18 protein-coding genes and 1 tRNA gene are annotated in these 22,819 nt (G+C 35.6%); 7 read left to right on the forward strand and 12 right to left on the reverse strand.

Translation table 11 applies throughout. From position 1 onward, the window contains the following. Positions 1-64: 64 nt before the first annotated feature. The 3 genes from JST55_01940 to JST55_01950 all read left to right on the forward strand — a co-directional run bounded on the left by JST55_01940 (position 65) and on the right by JST55_01950 (position 3,351). A complete protein-coding gene (locus tag JST55_01940) occupies positions 65-1,927 on the forward strand; it encodes an ATP-binding protein (protein ID MBS1492240.1) in 1,863 nt (620 codons plus the stop codon). A 107-nt stretch (positions 1,928-2,034) separates the two neighbouring features. Then, a complete protein-coding gene (locus JST55_01945; protein MBS1492241.1) occupies positions 2,035-2,298 on the forward strand; it encodes a helix-turn-helix domain-containing protein in 264 nt (87 codons plus the stop codon). Between the two features lie 3 nt (positions 2,299-2,301). Beyond that, positions 2,302-3,351, forward strand: a complete 1,050-nt coding sequence (locus JST55_01950) for a tyrosine-type recombinase/integrase (protein ID MBS1492242.1) — start codon at positions 2,302-2,304, stop codon at positions 3,349-3,351. Between the two features lie 103 nt (positions 3,352-3,454). On the opposite strand, the gene JST55_01955 is transcribed toward JST55_01950, so the two are convergent. The 5 genes from JST55_01955 to JST55_01975 all read right to left on the reverse strand — a co-directional run bounded on the left by JST55_01955 (position 3,455) and on the right by JST55_01975 (position 7,903). Beyond that, positions 3,455-3,526, reverse strand: a tRNA-Glu gene (locus JST55_01955). Between the two features lie 336 nt (positions 3,527-3,862). Then, positions 3,863-4,906 (reverse strand): carboxypeptidase regulatory-like domain-containing protein, encoded by a 1,044-nt coding sequence (locus tag JST55_01960; protein MBS1492243.1) that lies wholly within the window; start codon positions 4,904-4,906, stop codon positions 3,863-3,865. After that, on the reverse strand, positions 4,903-5,754 hold the full coding sequence (locus tag JST55_01965; protein ID MBS1492244.1) for a winged helix-turn-helix transcriptional regulator: 852 nt from the start codon (positions 5,752-5,754) through the stop codon (positions 4,903-4,905). The genes JST55_01960 and JST55_01965 overlap by 4 nt, the downstream gene beginning before the upstream one ends. 259 nt (positions 5,755-6,013) lie before the next feature. Continuing rightward, positions 6,014-6,712, reverse strand: coding sequence for a helix-turn-helix domain-containing protein (locus JST55_01970; protein ID MBS1492245.1), 699 nt, complete (start codon positions 6,710-6,712; stop codon positions 6,014-6,016). An 828-nt stretch (positions 6,713-7,540) separates the two neighbouring features. Next, positions 7,541-7,903, reverse strand: a complete 363-nt coding sequence (locus tag JST55_01975; GenBank protein ID MBS1492246.1) for a nuclear transport factor 2 family protein — start codon at positions 7,901-7,903, stop codon at positions 7,541-7,543. A gap of 166 nt (positions 7,904-8,069) precedes the next feature. Between JST55_01975 and msrB the strand changes: the two genes are divergently transcribed. Then, positions 8,070-8,597, forward strand: coding sequence for a peptide-methionine (R)-S-oxide reductase MsrB (gene msrB / locus JST55_01980; protein MBS1492247.1), 528 nt, complete (start codon positions 8,070-8,072; stop codon positions 8,595-8,597). 268 nt (positions 8,598-8,865) lie between these two features. Here the strand turns inward: msrB and uvrA are convergent, their stop codons facing one another. Next, complete coding sequence (gene uvrA / locus JST55_01985; protein MBS1492248.1) at positions 8,866-11,760, reverse strand: excinuclease ABC subunit UvrA; 2,895 nt, start codon at positions 11,758-11,760, stop codon at positions 8,866-8,868. Between the two features lie 271 nt (positions 11,761-12,031). On the opposite strand from uvrA, the gene JST55_01990 reads away from it, so the two are divergent. Together JST55_01990 and JST55_01995 are read left to right on the forward strand one after the other, a co-directional pair. Then, positions 12,032-12,955, forward strand: a complete 924-nt coding sequence (locus tag JST55_01990; GenBank protein MBS1492249.1) for a hypothetical protein — start codon at positions 12,032-12,034, stop codon at positions 12,953-12,955. Between the two features lie 11 nt (positions 12,956-12,966). Then, positions 12,967-14,202, forward strand: a complete 1,236-nt coding sequence (locus JST55_01995) for a T9SS type A sorting domain-containing protein (GenBank protein MBS1492250.1) — start codon at positions 12,967-12,969, stop codon at positions 14,200-14,202. Between the two features lies 1 nt (position 14,203). Here JST55_01995 and JST55_02000 read toward each other — a convergent pair whose 3' ends face one another. From JST55_02000 to JST55_02020, 5 genes are read right to left on the reverse strand one after another with little or no spacing between them, the layout of a single operon-like run. Continuing rightward, a complete protein-coding gene (locus tag JST55_02000; protein ID MBS1492251.1) occupies positions 14,204-15,220 on the reverse strand; it encodes a hypothetical protein in 1,017 nt (338 codons plus the stop codon). Next, positions 15,217-16,038: an MOSC domain-containing protein gene (locus JST55_02005; protein ID MBS1492252.1), complete on the reverse strand. Its 822-nt coding sequence runs from the start codon at positions 16,036-16,038 to the stop codon at positions 15,217-15,219. Before JST55_02005 ends, JST55_02000 begins: the two co-directional genes overlap by 4 nt. Next, positions 16,038-17,006: an XdhC family protein gene (locus JST55_02010; protein MBS1492253.1), complete on the reverse strand. Its 969-nt coding sequence runs from the start codon at positions 17,004-17,006 to the stop codon at positions 16,038-16,040. Before JST55_02010 ends, JST55_02005 begins: the two co-directional genes overlap by 1 nt. 1 nt (position 17,007) lies before the next feature. Next, positions 17,008-19,332 carry a molybdopterin-dependent oxidoreductase gene (locus JST55_02015; GenBank protein MBS1492254.1) on the reverse strand — a complete coding sequence of 775 codons (2,325 nt, stop codon included), beginning with the start codon at positions 19,330-19,332 and terminating at the stop codon, positions 17,008-17,010. A 9-nt stretch (positions 19,333-19,341) separates the two neighbouring features. Continuing rightward, positions 19,342-20,778: an FAD binding domain-containing protein gene (locus JST55_02020; GenBank protein MBS1492255.1), complete on the reverse strand. Its 1,437-nt coding sequence runs from the start codon at positions 20,776-20,778 to the stop codon at positions 19,342-19,344. Between the two features lie 105 nt (positions 20,779-20,883). Between JST55_02020 and JST55_02025 the strand changes: the two genes are divergently transcribed. Continuing rightward, the gene (locus tag JST55_02025) at positions 20,884-21,207 is read left to right on the forward strand and encodes a DUF4406 domain-containing protein (GenBank protein ID MBS1492256.1); all 324 of its coding nucleotides are present in this window, start codon (positions 20,884-20,886) and stop codon (positions 21,205-21,207) included. A gap of 120 nt (positions 21,208-21,327) precedes the next feature. Here the strand turns inward: JST55_02025 and JST55_02030 are convergent, their stop codons facing one another. Beyond that, on the reverse strand, positions 21,328-22,650 hold the full coding sequence (locus JST55_02030) for a serine hydrolase (protein ID MBS1492257.1): 1,323 nt from the start codon (positions 22,648-22,650) through the stop codon (positions 21,328-21,330). Positions 22,651-22,819: the final 169 nt, after the last annotated feature.

The raw sequence follows: 22,819 nt of genomic DNA on the forward strand, positions 1-22,819 counted from the left end.
CATCACTCTCAGGGTCATTGGGGTTACTCTGAGAGTGATTTTTTACAATAATCAAAAAGGAGAAGTGAAAGCTAAAGTTACTATTTCAACTAAACTTTTGCTATCAATATCCTCTCTTTATGAACCGATACGGGTTTTACTGGAATTTGTAGATAATGCAATCGATGCTGCTGAAACGTTTTTTACTCCTGAAACTAAATCGTATTCAAAAAAAATTGAGATTTCTGTCAGTATTGACGGAGATTCTTATGAATATGCAAGAATAGAAATTAAAGATAACTGTACAGGTATAAGAAGTTTGGAAAAACTTTTTAGCTCTGTCGGAAATTCTTCTAAAGTTGGTGATAATGCCTCAAATGGTGAGTTTGGTTTCGGAGTAATGTCACATCCATTTATTTGCAGCACTATGAAAATTAACAGCAAGCATTCTGATAATGATTATGCTGAAATGGTAAAAGTGACTTCAGAAATTTTAAACTCTTCAAGTCCTGAAGGGGCCGAAGTTGAAATTACTAAAATACCGGGGTTAAATTATACTTTATCAAACCCACGATCATCTGGGGTTTGGATTACACTGGAAGATTTTCACAAGGAAACATTCAAGGAGTTAAAAGCAAAAGCTATAAAAAGTGAAATCGAAAAACACTTTGAAGATATACTCAGAAGAGAAAATATTTCGATTACAGTAATTGATTTTAAAAAACGAAAGTCAGACGAAGGACGTGAAATATTTGAATGCACACCCTTTGATTACGAATCATACGAAGGGATAACATTCGAAAGAACGTTGCATACATTAGAGTACATCAAAAGCAAAAGATATTCAACTGTAGGCACTTTGGATATATCTGCAACGCCGGTAAAGATTTATTTGAGAATTTTCACTAAGAATTCTTTAGGTAGGTTACCAGTGTTCACTATAAAGGGGAGGCGGATAAAAGAAGTTTCAGAAATTAAAAATTTTAAATCGAATTCAAAAATTCAAGTATGGTCTAACAATTATATAGGGGGTAGCATTGATGTAACAAGAATCGTTGAACCGGATATTTCAAGAACGGGTTTTAAACAGACACTTTATTCAAAAGCCCTGTTTCATACTCTGCTAAAGTTAGAACCTGAAATAAAGGAAGCAATTGCTTCTACTGTTAGTTCTACATCGTCTTCAGACTTTAAGAAATTAGAAAACGTTCTCGAAAATGCGTTAATCGACTTAACTCAGAAACAAAAAAGAAAACGAAAAAGAAAATCTATAGAATCTGAAGAAAATAATGCCTTATCGAATCAAGGACGAAATGAAGTTAAAAAGAATATAAAAATAAATGTTCCAATATATAATAATTCAGATGGTATTGAACTTAGTTGTAATAGCATTGAAAACTTAAATGGTAATCCAAACAGGGATGAATTTGCTTATAATATATTTGGTTTAAAAGGCTCGTGCAAATATGAGAGCTCTACATCTAAAAAATATTACTCCGGTCAAACAAAACCTGATACTGTCACCATTTATGAAAAGTCCAAACTTTCTAAACAAGATGAAGCGCCTGATGAAAGCACTGACTTGAAGACATTCAAGCTCGATGGCTTAGGAATCAGGATAGATAAAGATTCTGAGCCTATTCTGGATGAAAATGGCAAAGCTTTAAGGTCAACTCTACTGAATGGGAAGATTGTAATTTTTATGCAGCATCCATTATTTCAAGAAAGATTAATCAGTAAAGAAGATGGATTTGCAAGGTTCACTTTTGAGTTAATTACCTACATTGCTGCTGAAGTAATTACACAATACACACTACTTCGATTAAATGAAAAAGGTAGTGATATAAATACAAAATTTGTTTTGCAAGATTATGTTGAATCTTTGCATGGCTACATTCAGTTGTTAAAAAAGCTAGAAGGGAAAAAGTTGTCTGAGTTAACTTCTTGATATGAAAATTATTAAAATTAAAACAAAAAAGTTCTTATCTAAATGGTATAATATAAATGGAGAATTTAGTCGAAAGTATTAGCTTAAATAATTTTAATGAGTCCAATTTGAAATTACTTTCAGTAAATGAAGTAAGAAAAATTTTAAAAATTGGTTATAAAGCTGCTACAAAACTTATAACTGACGGGGAATTGCATGCCATCAGAATAAATTCCCGCTATAAAATTCCTCAAATCTCTTTGGATAATTATATAAAATTCATTTCTACATATCAAATTAATGAAATAAAAAAAGAAGTCAAGGAGATTGACAAACATTCAATTGAAGCTATTTTAGACGATCTTCATAAAAAATTTTCAAAATTTAATTAACAAATGGCATCATTATATAAAATAAAAGGCCGTAAAACTTTTTACTTAAGCTACAGGCTAAATAATAAAAACAAAGTAATAAATACAAATATACCCCTAAACAAAAAGAATTTAGCGGAAGAATTTCAAAAAGAATTTGAAGCAAAATTATTTCTTTTAAGCAAAAGTGATTCTCTTAATTTTAAGATTGAAAAAGACACCCAAGAAAATACTATTACTTTAGGGGATGCAATTAAAGTATTTATCAAAATATATACAGTATCTTGGTCTGAAGGGCGACTTTCGAATGTTCAAACGGTGTTAAAAATATTAAAGGAATTTTTAAATCCTGACACCAAAGTGAAAGATATTACATCTCAAGATTTATCAGATTTTATAGTCAAAAGGAAAGAAAAAATAAGTGTTACTACAGTGCGATCAGATTTACAAATTCTTAGGATGTTTTTTAACCATCTCGTAGAAGAAAATATTCTTCAAAAGTCACCATTAAATAAAAAGTTAATTCCAAAACCTGTAATTAAAAATATTGTAACTATGAATGAAGTAGAACTAGAACGTATTTTTCATTTTACAAAAATGAAAGATAGGTTATTCTTCAAGTATTTAAAATTATTAAGTTTGACAGGTGCAAGGCCAGGAGATATTTTAAGATTAAAGTATGGTGATTTTGATTTGAAATCAGGGATATTAAAAATTAGTGTTTCAAAAACACAAAGAGAAATTGATTTTCCAATATATGAAGAGTTAAAATTATTTATTAGAGATGAATTTAAAAATATTAAAAACTCTTCTCCTGAAACAGAAATTTTTAAAGAATATAAATCTTTTACTTTAGGAAGGAAATTTTTAAGATTGAAAAGAACACTTAAACTTGATGAAGAGTTTAACTTGAAAACGTTCCGAAAAACATTTGCTACAAAATTAATTAGTAGTGGAGTAGATGGTTCAATTGTTGCTCATTTATTAGGTCATACATCCGTTAATACAACGAGTAAATATTATATTCGGAAGAATACAACTTCAATTAAAAATATTTTAGATGAAATAAAATAAGGTAGGAAATAGAAATAATTTTGTAAAAATTACTGACAGAATTACTGACAGAATACTAACAAAAAAATGTCCCTGTAACTATCATATATTACAGGGACTTACGCGGTCCCAACGGGATTCGAACCCGTGTTTTCACTGTGAAAGAGTGACGACCTAACCCCTAGTCGATGGGACCGAAATTGATACAAACTACAATTTAGCAAAAATTCCCCACCTTTTCAATCCCAAAAATTACTAAAATTTCAATTAATTTTTAAAAATCCGCTATAAAAGGAAACAGCCGGATTTCCTTCCTTCCGGGAGAAGAAAAAACGGCTGTACTGCATTGCGAGGTGAGTTTATATCGAAAGGTTTTATGTAATTATTAAATTAATTGAATCCGTTATTAACAGTTTCACAACCTTTTTAGAATTATAGCCCCCCGGCTTCAAATCATGAAACTATTAATAACAGGATAATGGTGAATCTTAGTTTTTTTGCTTCGTTTTTTTTAGTTTAGAAAATTATTTTATTATTTGGTAAATACCATTAATTTTGATTCTCTTTGACCTGTTCCCGTTTCCATTACATAATTATATACACCTGAGCTTAAATTCTCTCCGCTGAAACTTATCCTGTAATCACCTGCCTGCTTATAACCGCTTAAAAGCTCTTTTATAAATTTACCGTCAATTGTATATACATCAAGCTTTACGTCCATCGGCTTATCCAGTGTAAAAGATATTTCCGTGCTCGGATTAAATGGATTAGGATAATTCTGATTCAACTTAAAATCTTTAACTATTATCGAATTATTTGATACTGCTATTGTGAAAGAAGTATCTCTTCCCATATAAAAATTAACTGTTGCAGGTGAAGAGGTTATGTTGACATTCTGCGCATGATTTCTATATCCGAATCTTGTTGCAGTAATATTATAGCTGCCCGGTAAAATCGAATTAATTATATACTTTCCCTGGTTATCGGTAATTGCAAATCCTCTCCATTGATTTCCTGACCTGGCCGTGATAATAGCATTTCTGAGCTTGGCATTATGATTAGATGAATCCGCTGCTTCCCCTGTTACAGGTGTGCCGCCGGTTGTTTCATACATCAGTTCAGAACGGACATTGTATGTTCTCACCTGACCGGGTCCCGGAGGAATTACAATTTTAGTTGCTGAAGTCCATAATTGCCCCGATGGATAAAATGATATCATATAATCTTCTACCTTATCTCCCGGATAAGCTACAATGTAATATGCTCCGGGAGGAACGCCGGGAATAATATAATAACCATTCTGATTTACATCGGCAGAATCTACAGCCATAACATCAGAGCTTGGAGGATTCACTTTAAACAATTTTACATTTCCATGTGTAGCATTCGTATCACGTCCTGCAATATTGGAATATGTTATTCTCCCTACCAGCATATTATCATCGTCTTTGTGGCCGCCGTTGCCGCCGCACCATCTGTCTTCCTGAGCATTTACTGTATTAATCTTTATAAAGCTTAATATCATGAGAAACGCCATAACAAATATAACCGGATTTATAATTGTTAGTTTTTTCATTTATGTTTTAACTTTTTGTACTCTGAAATTGTATGAGAATTATCCCAATAAAAATTAAAAAGGTCTATAAAATTTTTTGCACTATCTTTGTTCTTTATGATTATATCAGAATTGTTATGACGCGGAATATCTTTATCCAAAATATTCATGTAAACAATTTCCCTGTCTATTACAGTTATGTTAGATAACTGAAGCTCGGAAACTTTTGCCTGCTCACCATAGCTTTCAAATTTTTCAATGTTATCTAATACCTGACTAAGATTTCCTTTGGATGAAACACCCTCTTTTTGAATCCTGTACTGCTCGCCAATTTCATATACTGATTTTATCACACCGCCTCTTTTCAGAAAGCTCTTTGCATTATCATCTAAATCATCCGATACGGCATGTTCAAGTCTTACCATAAAAAGAACTTCGGACTTTGCAAGTTTAAATAGTTCAATAAACTTCAGCCATCTGTATTTATTATGCCCTCTTATTAACTCAACATTAACTAATTTACTTTCATCTGACTCAGTGCTTTTATAAACTTTCAGTAATTCATTGGTTACATCTGTGATTGCGCTGATAGATTCCTTATGGGCTTTTATAAGTTCCTTTTCAATTTTATTTCCGATTATATCAGGCGGAATAATCTGAAACTGAGTAATAGAATTTGTTTCAATTTCGTTGCAATATCCTTTAGCAGTAAATTTTTTCAATGCATCATACACAGTGCTGCGCTTCACTTTGGTTTTTTCCGCAAGCTCCGATGCAGAAAGAACACCTGCTTTGATTAGCTCAAGCAATATCTTTGCTTCGTATTCTTTGAAGTTTAAACTTTCTAATTTTGATATTACTAAATTCATTTAATATTGCCGTCGCTATTCGACAACAATATTACGAATGAAATTTTAAATTTCAAGTAAAATTTTTTTCGCTTTTGATTCCCTTAATTATTTAGACGTATTTTTTTAGAATTCCATGCAGTCCTTTCACTAAATTTCTTTTTAAAATTAGTTATTTTAGACGATATTGAGGTTAAGTATCAATCAATACGCATTATCCTCATTTTACTCAGAAATATATTTTGAAATGACGGATTTTTGACGGATTTTCTGCGGCTCACTATTCCCGTTTACCTTTTTCTTCCCCTTTTATCGATTTGTAATATTCCTCAGCCTCTTTCAGATATGCTTCCCTTTTTTCGCCAACCAAAGTTCTTGTTCGTGTTCTTTTAAATATTTTCTGAATCTCAGGGTCTTCCTCTGATATATCCCGCGCTCCTTCCATCTTTTCGTAGATATCTAATTCATCAGGTTCTTCATAATCTATCTCGATTTCTTCGGGATTATTCTCTTCTGGCTGCACTTCCCTGAATGCCTCCATATCCGTAATCCATACCGGCGCCTCTTTTATCTCAGAATTTTCGTTATTCATTTTTTCTCTGTCAGCATTTTTTATAAGCCGCTGAAGCGGTTTCTCATTATACTCCATATGCAGCAGCTTTGTATATTTTGTAATTATAGTCAGTACTTCATCATATTTCATCCCTGTTTTTTTTAACTGCCAGGGGTTGTCCAGCATTTCATATAGAGTGTTTATATGGCGGGAAATAAACTCTATACGGCTGAGCCTTGTATTATTATTTTCATAAAGCAGTTCATCTACATGATCCTGCCGTGCTATCAGAATAAACTCGGCAAGCTCTTTATGCCACAGAGTTAAAGTAGTTCTGTGCACCCCTATTGCTTTAGCAATTTTGTACATCGGCATACCTTCTGCTTTCAGTTTTACAAATAACATTTTCACCTGCATGTTATGCATAATAGTATTTCCTTTCTGTTTAAATTTTAATCAAGCATAATGCTTTGATTATAAAGGATAGAATTTAACAAGAAAATAATTTTTATTGGAGTGAGTTGAACTTATTAGTACTAATAGGGAAAGTTTTTTAGAAATGTGTTGACAGAAATATTGAAGTATGAAGTATGAAGTATGAAGTATGAAGTATGAAGTATGATAACACTTCCCCCCTCCTTTAGAAGGAGAGCTTGTCCCGCCATAGGCGGGAGGGACTGAGGGGGCGGTATCAAAACGAAATTCGGAGGTGGCTGACGGAGGTGTTCGTTAAAACACCTCTCCTCCCGATAAATCGGGATACACCCCTCAAGGGGAGAATTATTATTTGTACTAACTGCTATATTGTAAGAGACCTCCCCCTTCCCCCTCCTTCGCAGGAGGGGGGAATCTCCTAGATTAAATAAGTATCGAAATTAATTTTTTACCCAAGCTTCCCCCTTCTTTAGAAGGAGAGCTTGCTGTGCCAAGCTTTAGCGTTGTCCCACCATAGGCGGGAGGGACTGAGGGGGCGGTATCAAAAAATAGTTACGGTTTATTAAAATAGACTTTAACTAACCCAAGCTTCCCCCTCCTTTAGAAGGAGGGGGACTGAGGGGGCGGTATCAAAAAATAATTACGGGTTTAATAAAATATAACTTCCCCGGGGTAGGCTAGGGGTCTCGTAAAATTGAATCCTAATTATATTGTACGAGACTCTTCCCCTTCCCCAGCTGAAAGGGCGGTTACAAAACAAAAAAGCCGTTCTGACAAATAAAATCAAAACGGCTTATTAAAATAATTATGAGAAAAATTCTACGCGTAGACCGGAGTGTTATCTATATATATTAAGTACTCGGCAATCTTATCGCCTTCCATTCGGAAAATGTTTACAAATTTTACAGTAACCTGTTTTTCATCTAATCTGGTATATAATACTTCTCCCTGCCATGTTATATAATCATCATTCTGCCATGCGTTAACAATTTTATGCTGCGAGCCTTTGATAGTTGTCCAGAAATATCTTACGGCATCTTCGATAGCTTTTCTTCCGATAACAGGTTCCATATTTCCAAAGCGGAAAGCGCCGTCTTCTTTAATGTAACTTGCAAAACCCTCCGGGTCCATTGCATCAATAGTAGTATGCAGGCCTTTCAGCCAGTCTTTTAAATTTTCCATTTATTTGATTAATTTGAGATGATACAAAATATTAAAATCCGTTTTCACTAAAAATTCCTTTTTCGGTGACAAATCTACCCGCAAAAAACTTTCGTATTGTATTTAGAAATCATTTAACCTGTTTCATTGTTATATTTTTTACAAAATTAATCCTTAACAAAAAACCATGAAGTTAATAAAAATATTTTCAATAACAATTTTATCTTTAATTGTTCTATACGGATGCTCAGTAAAATCTTCCGTAAAAGTTTCCAATAATACTGCATCTAAAAATATTTCCGACAGCACGGAATACAAAGGCGAGAAGCTTAGAAAATCCAATGAAGAATGGAAGGCACAGATGACTCCTGACCAGTACGAAGTAATGCGGGAAAAAGGAACTGAACGCGCATACACTGGCAAGTACTGGGATAACCACGAGAAAGGAATTTACAAATGTTCTGCCTGCGGACTTGAGCTCTTCACCTCTGATACAAAATTTGATTCAGGAACAGGATGGCCGAGCTTCTGGCAGCCAATTAACGAAACAAACGTTCTATGGATAAAAGATAATACTCACGGAATGGAAAGAGATGAAGTAGTCTGCGCAAGATGCGGCAGCCACTTAGGTCACGTATTCGATGACGGTCCCGCCCCGACAGGATTGAGGTATTGTATGAATTCGATTTGTTTGGACTTTGTGAAAGAGAAATAAAATTTTTGTTACCCATTTCGGGAGAGCGGTTCATAGATGAAAAAATTGCCACGACTTTTAAGTCGTGGACAAAATGTAAGAATTAAAGTATTTGGCTTTAGCCAAACCCATTATTTGCCCTGAGGGCACTGAAAGGGGTTGAATTTAGTAACCACGCCTTTCCTGCTTCCCAATCCGCCGCGGCGGATTGGGAAGCTATATTAATATAACATTCCCAACGAGGACGTTGGGAATTAGAATATCTGGACTTCAATTTAAATACAACAATCTACAACATCTTTTTCAAAAACTTCCCTGTATAACTTCTCGCAACTTTTACAACTTCTTCCGGCGTTCCCATTGCAACAACTTCTCCGCCCTCGTCACCTGATTCCGGTCCTAAATCAATTATATAATCTGCGCATTTTATTACATCAAGGTTATGCTCAATTACCACAACTGAATTTCCCTTCTTAATAAGCTCATCAAATGCCTTCAATAACTTTGCAACATCATGGAAGTGTAATCCCGTCGTAGGCTCGTCAAATATAAATAAAGTGTTAACTCCTTTTTCCTGGAAGGTAAGATTGTATGCAAGCTTCACTCTCTGCGACTCCCCGCCTGAAAGCGTTGCGCCTGATTGACCTAGTCGTAAATAACCTAAACCAACATCATCAAGCACTTTTAATTTCTTTGAAACTTTCGGGTATGGTTTAAAAAATCCGATAGCTTCGTTCACAGTCATCTCAAGGACTTCACTTATATTCTTCTGAACGTTTCCGTTTCCCTTTAAATAAATATCAAGAGCTTCCTGCTTATATCTTTTTCCGCGGCAGACTTCACACTCAAGCACTATATCTGCCATGAACTGCATTTCAATTTTTATCTGCCCTGTACCTTCACACGTTTCACATCTTCCGCCCGGCACATTGAACGAAAAATATCCCGCCGAAAGATTTTTTCTCTCCGCTGTAATTGTCTTCGCAAATGTCTCTCTAATAACATCAAATGCTTTTATATATGTAACAGGATTGCTTCGTGATGTCTTTCCTATAGCTGACTGGTCAACCAGCTCAACTGCATCTATGTTTTCGGAGCCGTACAGATGGTCATGGTCGCCTATTTTTTCATTATAGCTGCCCTCAAGTTTTTTCTTCAGTCCGCCGTATAAAATATCGTTTATCAAAGTAGATTTTCCTGAGCCGCTCACTCCGGTAATAACAGTAAACATATTTAACGGAATAGCAGCGTTCACATCTTTCAGATTATTTTCACGCGCGCCTCTTATATCAATAAACTTTGTTTCTTTGTTAACCTGTTTTCTGTGCATCGGAGCGTTTATCTTCATTCTTCCGGATAAATATTTCCCGGTAAGAGAATTTTTATCTTTCAGAATCTTCTCATAATCTCCAATGAAAATTATCTCACCGCCGTTTTCTCCTGCCAATGGACCGACATCAACGATACAGTCAGCTTCTCTCATCATATCGGAATCATGCTCAACTACCAGAACAGTATTGCCTATATCGCGCAGCGACTTCATTATATTAATAAGCTTCTCGTTATCTCTCGGATGAAGTCCTATAGAAGGTTCGTCAAGAACATAAATAGAACCGACTAATGAAGAGCCAAGTGAAGTTGAAAGGTTTATTCTTTGCGATTCTCCGCCTGAAAGCGTATTCGACAATCTGTCCAACGTAAGATAAGTTAAGCCGACATCGTTTAAATATTTTAATCGTGAAGTAATCTCCTCCATAATTCTTTCGGAGATTTTTTTATCGTATTCATCAAGCTGCAGATCTCTGAAAAATTTATAGGCATCGCTTATCTTCATTTTTACAATATCGAAAATCGTTTTACCGCCTACTTTCACATATAGCGCTTCCGGTCTCAGTCGCGAGCCGCCGCATGTATTACAAATAGTAAAATTCCTGTAGCGATTTAATAAAATTCTGTAATGAATTTTATACGCCGCCTCTTTTTCAATCGTCTTAAAAAACTTATATATGCCGACGTAGTCACCGTACCCTTTAAACACTATATCTTTTTCTTCCTCAGTTAAAAGATAGAAAGGTTTATGTGTATCAAGTCCCGCTTTGTTCGCGACTCTCAGCAACTGAGTAAGATTAAACGAATGTTTTGGAGTTGAGAATGGCGCAATTGCTCCGCCGAAAATTGTAAGCTTCTTATTGGGAATCACGAGGTCCATATCTATATCCATCGTTCTTGAAAATCCCTGACATTTCTCACATGCTCCGTAAGGATTGTTAAACGAAAACAATCTCGGCTCAGGCTCAATAAATCTCATGCCGTCCTTCTCTAAAAATCTGTTGAACGGATAATCATCAAAATCATCTTCATGATAAATTCTTATCACAACATATCCTTCACTTTCTCTGAATGACGTTTCGATGGAATCATTCAGACGCGAGATTGATTCCACATCCCCTTCCGTAAATCTGAATCTGTCTATTAATATTTTTACTGTCTTATCTTTCTTGAATGCCTTATTGATTTGCTTCGTATCCATTTCATTCAGGTCGAAACTCTCGCCGTCTTCAAGGATTTTAAAATATCCTTTCGACTTCAGCGAGTCAATTAAAAGATTTGTGTCAATATCCTTCGTAATATGAATCTCATAGTAAACATAAATCCTTGTAGAATTTTTTTCTCCTACAATTCCTGAAACTTCTTTAATAATAGAATCAGTTGTATCTTTATATACAATTCTTCCGCTAACTGGTGAATAAATTTTACCCACACGTGCAAATAACAATCTGAGATAATCGTACACTTCAGTCGATGTGCCGACAGTTGAGCGCGCAGTCTTCGCTCCCGTTCTCTGTTCAATTGCCATCGAAGGCGCAAGTCCGGATATGTAATCAACATCAGGCTTATTCATTCTTTCAAGAAACTGCCTTGCATAGGATGATAAGCTTTCAACATATCTTCTCTGCCCTTCTGCATAAATTGTATCGAACACGAGCGAAGTTTTTCCTGAACCGCTCACTCCCGTAACAACAACAAGTTCATATTTAGGAATATCGATATCAACATTCTTAAGATTGTTAACCTTATTTCCTCTTATAATTATAAACTTCTTCGGATTAGGTAAATTATCGGGAACTTTATCGTTATTTTTTACAGCCTTAGAATTATTTTTGGTAGTTAATCTTTTTGCCATCTAAAATTGGTAAACATCTAATTTATAATTTTGCAGAACAAATTGCAGTGCCATAATTTATACAGGAAGTAGTTTGAATTATGAGTTATAAGAATTCCCATCAGCAATTCTTCCCCCTCCTTGCTTAGGAGGGGGATAGGGGGAGGTCAAAATTAAGGAGCAATTTTAATTTTATATTTCCTTTAACCCCTCCCTGACCCTCCTCTTAGTAAGGGGAGGGAATATTTCAAAGTTTATTTTTTTTCAAACTCATTTACTGTAAATTAAAACCATGAAAAAGATATTAACGTTTTTATTACTTCTCTTAGTTTCAACAGCATATTCGCAGGAGCTTTATATTATGTCTCATCCTGCGGCGAATCTTGCAAAGGGCAGAGTTGAACTGAGAAACAATTTCATGGGCTATGATAACTTTCAGTATTTTCATAATAGTCTTGAACTCAACTACGGGCTGCTTGGTAACCTGACAGTTTACAATTCACTTTACTACACTACAAACAGCAACTACAAATTACTCGGAAACTACGATATCGCAACACGGTACAGATTTTATCAGAACGATAAAAAAAATTATCACTTGCGCGCAGCATGGCAGACCGGAATAAATATTCCTCTTAATCCCACCAAGGTTGAGAACGGAAACGGAACAGTTACATACGAACTTCATCCCGGACATACAGTGACATTTATCGATTACAGCAATTCAAACTCAAATGCATTTCAGGTAACAATTCCGGTTATTGATTTTCACAGTTCGGATAATCTTACCTACAGAAACGATTTAATCACAACACTACTCATTCATAAGTTTGCAGCAACGGGCGAGATGGGATGGAACATAAATATTCCGGAAAATGATTTTAAGTTTGGTAACTATTTCGACTGGACCCTTGCATTCGGCTATCTTGTTTTCCCGGGTGAATACTCGGGATATAACGATGTGAATATAAATCTTTATATGGAAAATAAGGCATATTATTTTTTCAAGAATAAATATAAAGGTGAACAGCTGTCAAACTCAGGAGGTTTCCGAATGGATACATATCTGGGTTTGCAGACAATTTTCCTCTCTTCAATAATGGCAGAGTTCTCTTATAAACTTCCGGTTCACTCGAACGAATATTCAGTCGATGTGCAGAATATAAAACGACCGAATGCATTTCTATTCAGCCTTAGATATTTATTTAAACTTTAAAAAATAAAATTATGAAGAAATTATTTCTAATTTTCTTTGTATTATTTTTTACAAATGCTTTTTCTCAAAACTGGACATTAAAGTTAGACGGAAGAAGTGTTTGGAGCTTAGCCCAGGATAGATTCGGTAATCTCTATGCCGGAGGACTAACATCTTCAAATTCAAGAATCTGGAAATCTAGCAATCAGGGAAATACATGGGATACTATTTTCATAGGGACAGGACAGACAATGTGGGGATTCGGATTCGATACTCTTGGCACTCCGGGCAACATGTACGTTGCAAATTTTTCTAACGGTCTCTTAAAATCAACTAACGGCGGACTGAATTTTACTGTAATGCCGACTTCCCTTTTCATGGGAAAAAATCCTCAAGGAGTGACTTGCAGCAAAGCTGGTAATATCTATGTAACAACTGCGACAGGATTTTTCAGAAGCACTAACGGAGGTGTTTCTTTCGATACTGCATTAACCGGTTACAACTGCTTACCGGTTTTGGTCGATAGAAGTAATCAGAATATTGTTTACGTAGGTGTTACATCTGCGGGCGGACAAGGGATAGGATTTTACCGTTCAACAGATGCGGGCGCAACCTTCGGTCCGAACTTAAATCCCGGCAAGAACGGATATAATTTTGTACAGAAATCCGACGGCACAATATATCAGGTTACAACTACGTCTCCCTATAATGTGGATAAATCTACTAACCAGGGATTGAACTGGACAACTCAGGGAAATGCGACGGGAGCAATGCGAAGTGTTGCAATAGGAATATTACCCGGATGGATTTTTGTCGGAGGTAACGGAGGAGTATTTTCCTCAACAAATGACGGAGCTACTTTTACTAATTATAATCTGACAGGAAGTGTTACTCCGATACTTAGCACCGGTTCAAGACTATTTGCCGGAGTATCGGGAACTGGCGCAGGATTATATTACCATGACTATCCTACTTCTGTTTCAAATAACTCATTATCTGTTACCGATGATTATCATTTATACCAAAATTACCCTAATCCGTTCAATCCAACTACAAAAATTGTTTATGAATTAAAGAGAGCTAACTTTATTTCATTAAAAATTTATGATGCATTAGGTAACGAACTTAAAGAAATTGATAATGGATTTAAAAATGCAGGTAAATATGGAATTAATTTCATCGGAGAGAATTTATCAAGCGGATTATACTTTGCAAGATTAAATGTTGACGGTAATACTTTGACAAGCAGATTAGTTCTTGTAAAATAATCTAATCATATATAAGATTTGCAGTAAGAAGTTTTACAAAAGCAGGAATGCGGAATTTACCGTGTTCCTGTTTTATTTTTTTATAGGAAAGTACCAGAATTTTTCTTGTCTCGGGAAGAAACTCAACAAGCTCCTTCACCTGAATTGCATATTTATGCTTTGCCTTATCCAGCCACTTCCTGAATAAAATTTTCAACAATGGAGAAAACACGAACAGCCAGAAGAGAATAAATAAAATTGCACGAAGAAATATTTGCAGTGACTTATCTTTCGGTATAAATTGAGGAAATATTTCAAACAAATAATTTAAAAATAATAACGAGATAATTGTAAGAATTAAAATCTTGAACGGTTTAATTCTCTTCTTCTTTTTAGGTATTGTCTGAGCATCAACTTCTTCATTCAGATCAATTTTAAAATTTGGATTTTCCTCTGAGTACTTCTCCATAGATTTAGGAATAGTTGAAACAAAAATACCAAGAACAATTCCTACTATAGCATAGATGGATAAATAGACTATTCCGATAGTTACTAAAATATTCACATCGTTCCAGTGAAGCTCCTCTGCCGCGCTTTTAAGAAAATCATTTACAGCTTTCCATAGAGCGCTACCGAAAATTAATGTAGCTGTAATAAATTTTTGAAGGCTTGTTTCAAGTAGTGAAAGAACAAAAACAAGAACGCATGAGATTTTAAAAAATCTTTTTGAGAGGAAAAATAAATATCCCGTGATTCCCTGAAATCCGACAGCTATATACGCCATCGGCGGAGTGTGAGGACTCAATGCAGCTTTCACCAATATTACCAGTATCATCGCTTTGAGTATATCTGTTCTCCCGTTGCCATAATAGCCAATCATACAAATACAAAAAACAGAAATTGAACAGAGTATTAATCCTTTAAATGGAATGCTGAGACCGTGAAGCAAACCTCCCAGAAAAGCTTCGCTGAATGCCCATAAGGCTGTAATGCGGTAAATAGCAGCAGGAGAAATTGTGCTCAGGATATTTTCTTTCAAATCGTTTCCAATATATTTATTTCGCTGTCAAGTTTTAATACAGAACTATCAGTTAATTTACCCGGTACGCAGTAAGTCCCGAATTTAATTTTATTATTAAAATTTCTATAAGTAGCCAGAGTTTTGAGAGGTTCCTTACCCATTATTCCCGTCTCTTGTTCAATAGTAGTAATATTGCATCTGCTGCATTGTTTGACCGAGTAAAAATCAGTACCGTTAAGATTAAATTTTTTCCAGGTGTCTTCTAAATGAGCCTCACCTCCCGTGAAAACTAAATTCGGTCGGAAGCGGTTCATCTTAAAATTATTTCCGGAAATAGTATTATAGTTATCAAGAGCGGACTGACCGATTATCAAAAAAGGAAAAGCATCGGCAAAACTTACAATATCATCGCCCACGGCAAAATCTTTATCAGCTTCTCTTCGTGAAGTATCGGGCATGTACATCAGCTTGCAATCATATCCTGTAATATCTGAAAACCATTTGTCTATTTCAGCAGAGTAATGTATTGCTTCGCAAGTATCTTCCCAAATAGTAACATCAGCCTTCTCACCTGTTTCAATTCCGAAAGGAATATTTACCGATGAAGACTGATTCAGATTTGTAATTTTAAATCCGTTGTTATCAAATGCAGGGCGAAAAAGACAAAGGGTATTAATTTCGCGCTGTGAAATAAAAATATTATCTTCACGTCCGACAAGGACCCAGCATCTGTCATACTGTAATCCCCTTCTTTCAACTTTGGATTCGTTGAGAGAAATTCCCCCAAGTGATTTTACAGGGTAAATATTTATTTCAGATAAAATATATTTATCCATCAGACAAGCTCATTCTTGATTTTAATCACCTCTGCCGCAACACTGACTGCAATTTCTTCGGGAGTTGCGCTGCCGATATCTATTCCAATCGGAGCTTTTATTCTTTTCAGTAAAGCTCTATCTATTCCTTCCTTCACACATTCATTAAATATTTTTTTAATCTTTCTCTGAGTGCCCATCAATCCTATATATCGTGATTTTTTATTTACAATCTGTTTTATAGATTCTTTATCTGAAATATAACCCGATGTAACAACAAAATTGTAAGAGTAATTGGAATCATTTACATGCCTGCCTGACCTATTGTATGGCAGATTCACTTTTTCATTCGCGTAAAAATTATTTTCCAGAAATGGAAAATTCTGCCTGTCATCAAAAACCGTTATATGGAAATCCAGTCCGTACAAAATTTTACTAAGTTCAAACCCCACATGACCCGCACCGAATATATGCGCAAAATATTTATATCCTGCCTTCTCATAATATTCCCACTCATTATCTTTTTCCGATATTTCAAAAAAATAATTTTCATTAAAGTCAGGCTTTTTTAAGATCTGAATCTTTCCTTTTTTAAATTTAAGATAATTGTTGGAAGGCTTGTAGTACGCTTTCTGAATCTTGGCTATGAGTGATAAATCCTTTTCTTTGAAAGTATGAAGATAAATAGTTTCAGAGCCTGAGCATATCAAACCTGACTTTTCAAATTCGGTATTAGTTTTGTGATGAAGAGTCTTTAGTTCAAAGATTGATTTCCCTTTTAAAAAATTGGATGCACAGTACTCAACAAAATTTTTCTCCATCACTCCGCCGCCTATGGAACCGTAAGCTTTCCCAGAGGAAGATACAGCCATTTTAAATCCTTGTTTGCCCGGTGAGCCCTTCTGATGTGATAATACTGAAGCAAGCACAACATTATTTTTTGCTTCAAGTTCAGTTTGCACAAACTGCCAAAGAATTGTTTCTTTCATTTTATTTCACCGTTTCTTTCTCCGCCAGCAAGTCAGCATAGGCTTCCTTCAGCGAAGAAATTTTTTCGTCAATGTTTTCATTTGAATATAAATTCATTAGTACTTTTTCCGCAGTGTAAGGTGAAGAAATTTTAAATGATGCGCCCGGTCTGAACGCCTTTACCGCATTCATGATTGCAAAGTAACCACCGATACCGTACATCAACGGCGGCTCACCTATTGCTTTCGTACCCATAATACCTATGGGATTCGTAAGTCCGAGAAAACGCACATCCATATCTTCGGGAGCGAAATGTATATCCGGCACTTTGTATGTTGAAAGCAAATCAGAAAGCAATCTGCCATCTTTTCCATAAATAACTTCTTCTAGTGTCATCCATCCAAGTCCCTGTATAATCGCGCCTTCTGCCTGACCTAAGTCAACAACTTCATTCAGGCTGTCACCAAAATCATGCATGCATTTCACTGTATTGAACTGATACGTTCCTTTTAAACAATCAACAGTTACTTCTATATATGCTGTTCCATACACATGATAGAAAAACGCATCACCTTTATTCGAAACTCTGTCGAAGAATATATTCGGAGTTGCATAAAATGCCTGCTGCTGAAGACTTATTCTTTTATTGTAAGTCTTCATTACCAGATCCGTCCAGTTTAATTCTGTCGGATTTCCCTTGTGACAGACAACTTCATCTTTAATTGAAAGCTCATACAAAGGTAATTTTAATTCCGCTGCTGCAGAGCGAAGCAATCTGTCTTTTAACATACTACTTGCAATTTTTGCAGCGTGACCGTTTAAGTCAGCGCCCGAGCTTGCCGCCGTTGGTGACGTGTTCGCATTGCGCGATGTGTTAGTCGGTTCAGTTTTTATTTTATCATGAGAAATTCCAAGCACTCTTGAGATAACTTCTTTTATTTTTGCATTCACTCCCTGCCCCATTTCAACTGCTGCAGTTGTGAACGTAACGCTTCCGTCAGTATAAATATTTATAAGAGCGCTTGCCTGATTCATCAAAGTATTTGTGAATGAAATACCAAAGCAAATCGGCATAAAGGCATAGCCTTTTTTCATTAAATCATTTTCAGAATTAAATTTTTCTATAACATCAATCCTGTCATAAACCTTGAACGCCTCTTCCATTTTCTCCCATGAAATCTTTGCCCTGCAATGCTTTGTCTTTTGGCCAAAGTGAAACTCATCACCTTCACTTAACAGATTTTTTTTCTGAATTTCATATGCAGGAATTCCCATAACTTCCGATGCTTTGAATATTGCAGATTCAATTACGAATTTTCCCTGTGGTCCCCCGAAACCTCTGAATGCTGTATTCGACGGCAGATTTGTTTTACACATCACACCTGTAACTTTAACGTTGGGAATATGGTAAGCATTTGCTGCATGGAATAATGTTCTATCCAATACAGCGGGAGATAAATCTGCTGATGCGCCTGAGTTCTGATAATAAGTTGCTTCAAGAGCAATTATAGTTCCGTCTGCCTTTAGTCCTAATTTATAATCTGATGAATAGGGATGGCGTTTTCCTGTCATGCGCATATCATCATGTCTCGGTAAAATTAATTTTACAGGTTTTTTTAATTTGAAAGCTGCAAGAGCTGCCATCGCTCCCCATGGAGAAGCCTGGTCCTCTTTTCCTCCGAAGCCGCCACCTAATCTAAGCACTTCGACTTCAATTTTATTCATCGGTATTCCTAAAACTTTCGATGCAACACGCTGCACAGCAGTCGGTCCCTGAGTAGATGAAACAATTTTGATTGCGCCGCCTTCAACGGGATAAGCAAACGCTCCCTGTGTTTCAAGATATAAATGTTCCTGTCCGCCTGAGTCACAATCGCCTTCAATTATAAAATCACACTGTGCCCATGCTTCATCAACATTGCCGCCTTCAAAAACTCTTGGCGGAGCAATTAATTTATTTTTTGCAAATGCATCTCTCGGGTCAATTATAACTTCGTGCTGTTCAATTTCAATTTTTATTTTTCTTGATGCTTCCCTTGCAATGAATTCACTTTCTGCAACAACTATTGCAACAGGCATCTGCATAAAATGTACTTCGTGAGCTGCAAGTAATTCTTCATCCTGTATAATTCCGCCAATCTGATTTTCACCGGGAATATCTATGTAAGTTAAAATATCTTTTACGCCTTTTATAGCAAGTGCTTCAGTTAAGTCAAGTTTAATAATTTTTCCGTGTGCGCTTGGCGAGCCGTACACCGTAGCATATAATGTACCTGTCGGCACATTCAAATCATCTATGAATTGTGATTCGCCCCTTACGTGATTTATTATATCGTAATTTTTCATAAGTAAATTTTAATCTATAACTGTATCTTTAATAGAAATTATTTCAGGAAAAAGTTTTATGAAGTGAGAGTATATCAATCGCTTACATAAAAGTTTTTTATACTCTGCTGCCCCTCTTGCATCAGATATAGGAGCAATCTCAGTCTGTGCAACTTCGCCTGCTTCTTTAATTACTTCAGGTGATAAAACTTTGTTGAGTAAAAATTCTCTGGTCTTTCTTAAATATAGTGGTATAGCAGAAACTCCCCCCGCTGAAATATGCACATCATTGATTATATCTCCGTTCATTTCAATAAGCATTGTTGAATTCACACTTGCAATATCGAGATAAGTCCTCTTGGATACTTTTTCAAAATTAAAGTAGTAATGATTTTCAGGAATTTTGAAATAAAGATACTTCATATATTCATCACCATTACGCGCAGTTTTTTTATAGGATACATAATAATCTTTCATGGGGATTTCACGCTGATTATCATTCTGGTCAGCGAGCACGATAGTCGAATTTAATCCTAAGAAGAAAGAAGTCATATCTCCGATAGGAGAAGCGTTGTTTAAGTTTCCTCCAATGGTAGCGCTATTTCTTATAGGAAGTGAGCCAAATAATTCTATAAAATTAAAAAGCGACGGGAAATACTTTAACATTATTTTTGAATTCAGTACTTCATTAACTGTAGAAGTACTTCCTATAAAAATGTGACCGTTTTCTTCTCTTATAAATTTTATTTCAGGGTTATCGTATAAAAATCTTACTGTAGATTTCATCATAACGTCCGGTATTTGAACGAATAAATCAGAGCCTCCTGATACAAAATATGATGAAGTTCCTTTTGCTTCTCTGTGAAAATCTGCCTTCTCTATTTTTGCAAGCCTTTCTTTTACTGTAACAAAATAATCAGGTACAAAGCCGTAATCTGTTAAAACTTCAAGTTTGCTTCCATCATGACCGGTAAGTTTATTAAACTTTGAAGTTATGCTTTGCGCTGCGCGAATGATTGAATTATGTCCTGTGCATCTGCAAATATTTCCGTCCATTGAATATAGTGCTTCGGTCGCATCAAGATTATCTGATGAAAGTAAATATCCTGTGAGTGAAATTATAAATCCCGGAGTGCAGAAGCCGCATTGAGATGCGCCTTTATCGACAAATGCCTGCTGTATAGGTGTTAGCTCTTTGCCGGGCTGATTAATTCCTTCTATAGTCACCACATGTTTCCCGTGAACATTTCCCAATGGAAAGAGACATGAGTTAATTGATTTATAAACGACTTCATTGTCTTTGAGTTCACCGATTAAAACTGTGCATGCACCGCAGTCGCCTTCTTTGCAGCCCTCTTTGGTTCCTGTAAGCTGATTGTCACGAATGAAATCCAGAATAACTGCAGCGGGATTTACATCGGCTTCGATAAGCTCGTTGTTTAATATAAATTTTATGTGTCTATGCATGCTGAAAAATACTAAAGATTACAGAGGATATAAAGTTCATAATGATTATAGTAAAAATATTTGGTAAATTGAAGAACTTTATTCTATATAAACAAAAATATCAAAATGATAATCGGAGTAGCGGGACCTTATTCAGCACCCACAGATGAGCAGAGACAAAAAAATCTTGATGCAATGAATGAAGCGGCGGCAAGAGTTTTGGAGAAAGGACATATTCCAATTATAGGAATGAATGCAGCGCTGCCTATTGTATCTATTGCAAACATTGAAGATAAATATAAAGCGACGATGGACATTTCATTAGCAGTGATTGATAAGTGCGATGCGATTTTAATGATAGGTGAAAGTCACGGTGCGAATAAGGAAAGGGATTTGGTGAAGGCAAAAGGTTTGCCGGTGTATTATTCTGTTGAAGAAATTCCTGATTGATACCGCCCCCTCAATCCCCCTCCTTGTAAAGGAGGGGGAAGCAGAGATTTAATGGACTCTTGCTACTTCTACTTGCTACTTGCTACTTCTACTTGCTACTTGCTTTCTACTACCTACTTTCTACTTTTGCAGCTTCTCAAGCATTCTCCTTGCATTTTCATTCTGCGGGCGCATCTCAAGGACTTTTTTGTAATTTGCTATAGCAAGTTCGTTGTTGCCTGCATTCATGTATGCTTCTCCAAGACTGTCATAAACATTTGGGACATCGGGGAATAATTTTGCATTCAGTTTAAAAACTTCCAATGCTAAATCATTTTCACCGGCTTGCACCAGTTCATAACCGAATTTATTCAGGTGCATATCATTGTACATAAAATCATTTTGCTGAAGAATATTTTTCAAATCCTTTTCAAGACCTTCAATGCCGTTATCCTCTAATGTTTTATATAACGTCATCCCTAATGGCAGTTTCGGTTCAGTGTATTTTTCATTCTTTAATATCTTACGGAATCTTTCTTCCACTTCTTCGGCAACTCTGCCAAAGTTTGAGAGCACAATCAATGTATATCCGCTTTTGTATTGGGCAAATATTGAGTTCCATGTGGGAGTTCCGCCCGCAACAATTTCACCGTTTGAAGGATGAGCTTTTCTCATATAAGCATCAAACTTCAACATATCTTCTGCGTTTGTGAAAATCCCGCCCGCAGGTGAAGGAGAAATTTCCATCGGCATGCTTCTTTTTTTATTGGCAAAATTTATTTCACTTCCCATTGCTGAGTTTGGAATCATATCATCCATCTGCCTGTAATAAGAATTTTTCATTCCAAGAGGTTCAAAGAATCTTTCTTTAAGATTATCTGCATACGATTTTCCCGAAGCTTTTTCTATTACTCCGCCTAAAACGGCATAACCTGAATTTGAATACTCAGTATTTGTGCCGGGTTCAAACAACAGAGGTTCATTTTTTATAAGCTGGAGGTAATCATTAATAGTCCGGAAGTTTTCTGCATGCTGTCTGTAATTCGGGTCCCTGAGATAATCGCCCAACCCTGCTTTCATTTCAAGGAGCATTTGAATTGTAATCTTGTTCCCTATTGCATCAGGAAAGATTGAAACATATTTACTAAGCGGATCACTGAAACTAAGCTTGCCTTCTTTCTCTAACTGATTTACAATTTCACGTGTAAAAGTCTTCGTGATAGATGCTATAAAAAATATTGTCTGTTTATTATTAGCAGTTTGCTTACTCCAGTCAGCGTAACCGTATGATTTATGGAATACAACGTTGCCGTCCTTTGCAAGCATAACTACTCCTGAAAACAACTGCTGTTTATCATAAGCATTCATTAGCTCTCCGAGCTTATCGGAATACTCATCAGCAAATGAATTTTTTAAAAGAAAAACTGTAACTAAGAGAACGAGAAAATATTTTAGTCTTATCATAGAGTACTATATATAATTATTAGATTTTTAGTTATCAATATGACGTTAGAATTTAAAATAAGTCGCACACCCTCATAAATTGATTCTGAAATTCGGATTAATTAATTTTATTTTTCTTTACAACTCCCCCTCGCAAAACTTCAAAGGAGATATATTATGAAATTTGAAT

Source organism: Bacteroidota bacterium, from assembly GCA_018266835.1.
Classification (GTDB): domain Bacteria; phylum Bacteroidota; class Ignavibacteria; order Tepidaquicellales; family Tepidaquicellaceae; genus JAFDZO01.

Excerpts from the sequence above, each read along its gene's own strand:
- JST55_01950 (MBS1492242.1), top strand. The coding sequence starts at position 2,302 with ATGGCATCATTATATAAAATAAAAGGCCGTAAAACTTTTTACTTAAGC.
- JST55_01960 (MBS1492243.1), bottom strand. The coding sequence starts at position 4,906 with ATGAAAAAACTAACAATTATAAATCCGGTTATATTTGTTATGGCGTTT.
- JST55_01965 (MBS1492244.1), bottom strand. The coding sequence starts at position 5,754 with ATGAATTTAGTAATATCAAAATTAGAAAGTTTAAACTTCAAAGAATAC.
- JST55_01970 (MBS1492245.1), bottom strand. The coding sequence starts at position 6,712 with ATGCATAACATGCAGGTGAAAATGTTATTTGTAAAACTGAAAGCAGAA.
- JST55_01975 (MBS1492246.1), bottom strand. The coding sequence starts at position 7,903 with ATGGAAAATTTAAAAGACTGGCTGAAAGGCCTGCATACTACTATTGAT.
- msrB (MBS1492247.1), top strand. The coding sequence starts at position 8,070 with ATGAAGTTAATAAAAATATTTTCAATAACAATTTTATCTTTAATTGTT.
- uvrA (MBS1492248.1), bottom strand. The coding sequence starts at position 11,760 with ATGGCAAAAAGATTAACTACCAAAAATAATTCTAAGGCTGTAAAAAAT.
- JST55_01990 (MBS1492249.1), top strand. The coding sequence starts at position 12,032 with ATGAAAAAGATATTAACGTTTTTATTACTTCTCTTAGTTTCAACAGCA.
- JST55_01995 (MBS1492250.1), top strand. The coding sequence starts at position 12,967 with ATGAAGAAATTATTTCTAATTTTCTTTGTATTATTTTTTACAAATGCT.
- JST55_02005 (MBS1492252.1), bottom strand. The coding sequence starts at position 16,038 with ATGGATAAATATATTTTATCTGAAATAAATATTTACCCTGTAAAATCA.
- JST55_02010 (MBS1492253.1), bottom strand. The coding sequence starts at position 17,006 with ATGAAAGAAACAATTCTTTGGCAGTTTGTGCAAACTGAACTTGAAGCA.
- JST55_02015 (MBS1492254.1), bottom strand. The coding sequence starts at position 19,332 with ATGAAAAATTACGATATAATAAATCACGTAAGGGGCGAATCACAATTC.
- JST55_02020 (MBS1492255.1), bottom strand. The coding sequence starts at position 20,778 with ATGCATAGACACATAAAATTTATATTAAACAACGAGCTTATCGAAGCC.
- JST55_02025 (MBS1492256.1), top strand. The coding sequence starts at position 20,884 with ATGATAATCGGAGTAGCGGGACCTTATTCAGCACCCACAGATGAGCAG.
- JST55_02030 (MBS1492257.1), bottom strand. The coding sequence starts at position 22,650 with ATGATAAGACTAAAATATTTTCTCGTTCTCTTAGTTACAGTTTTTCTT.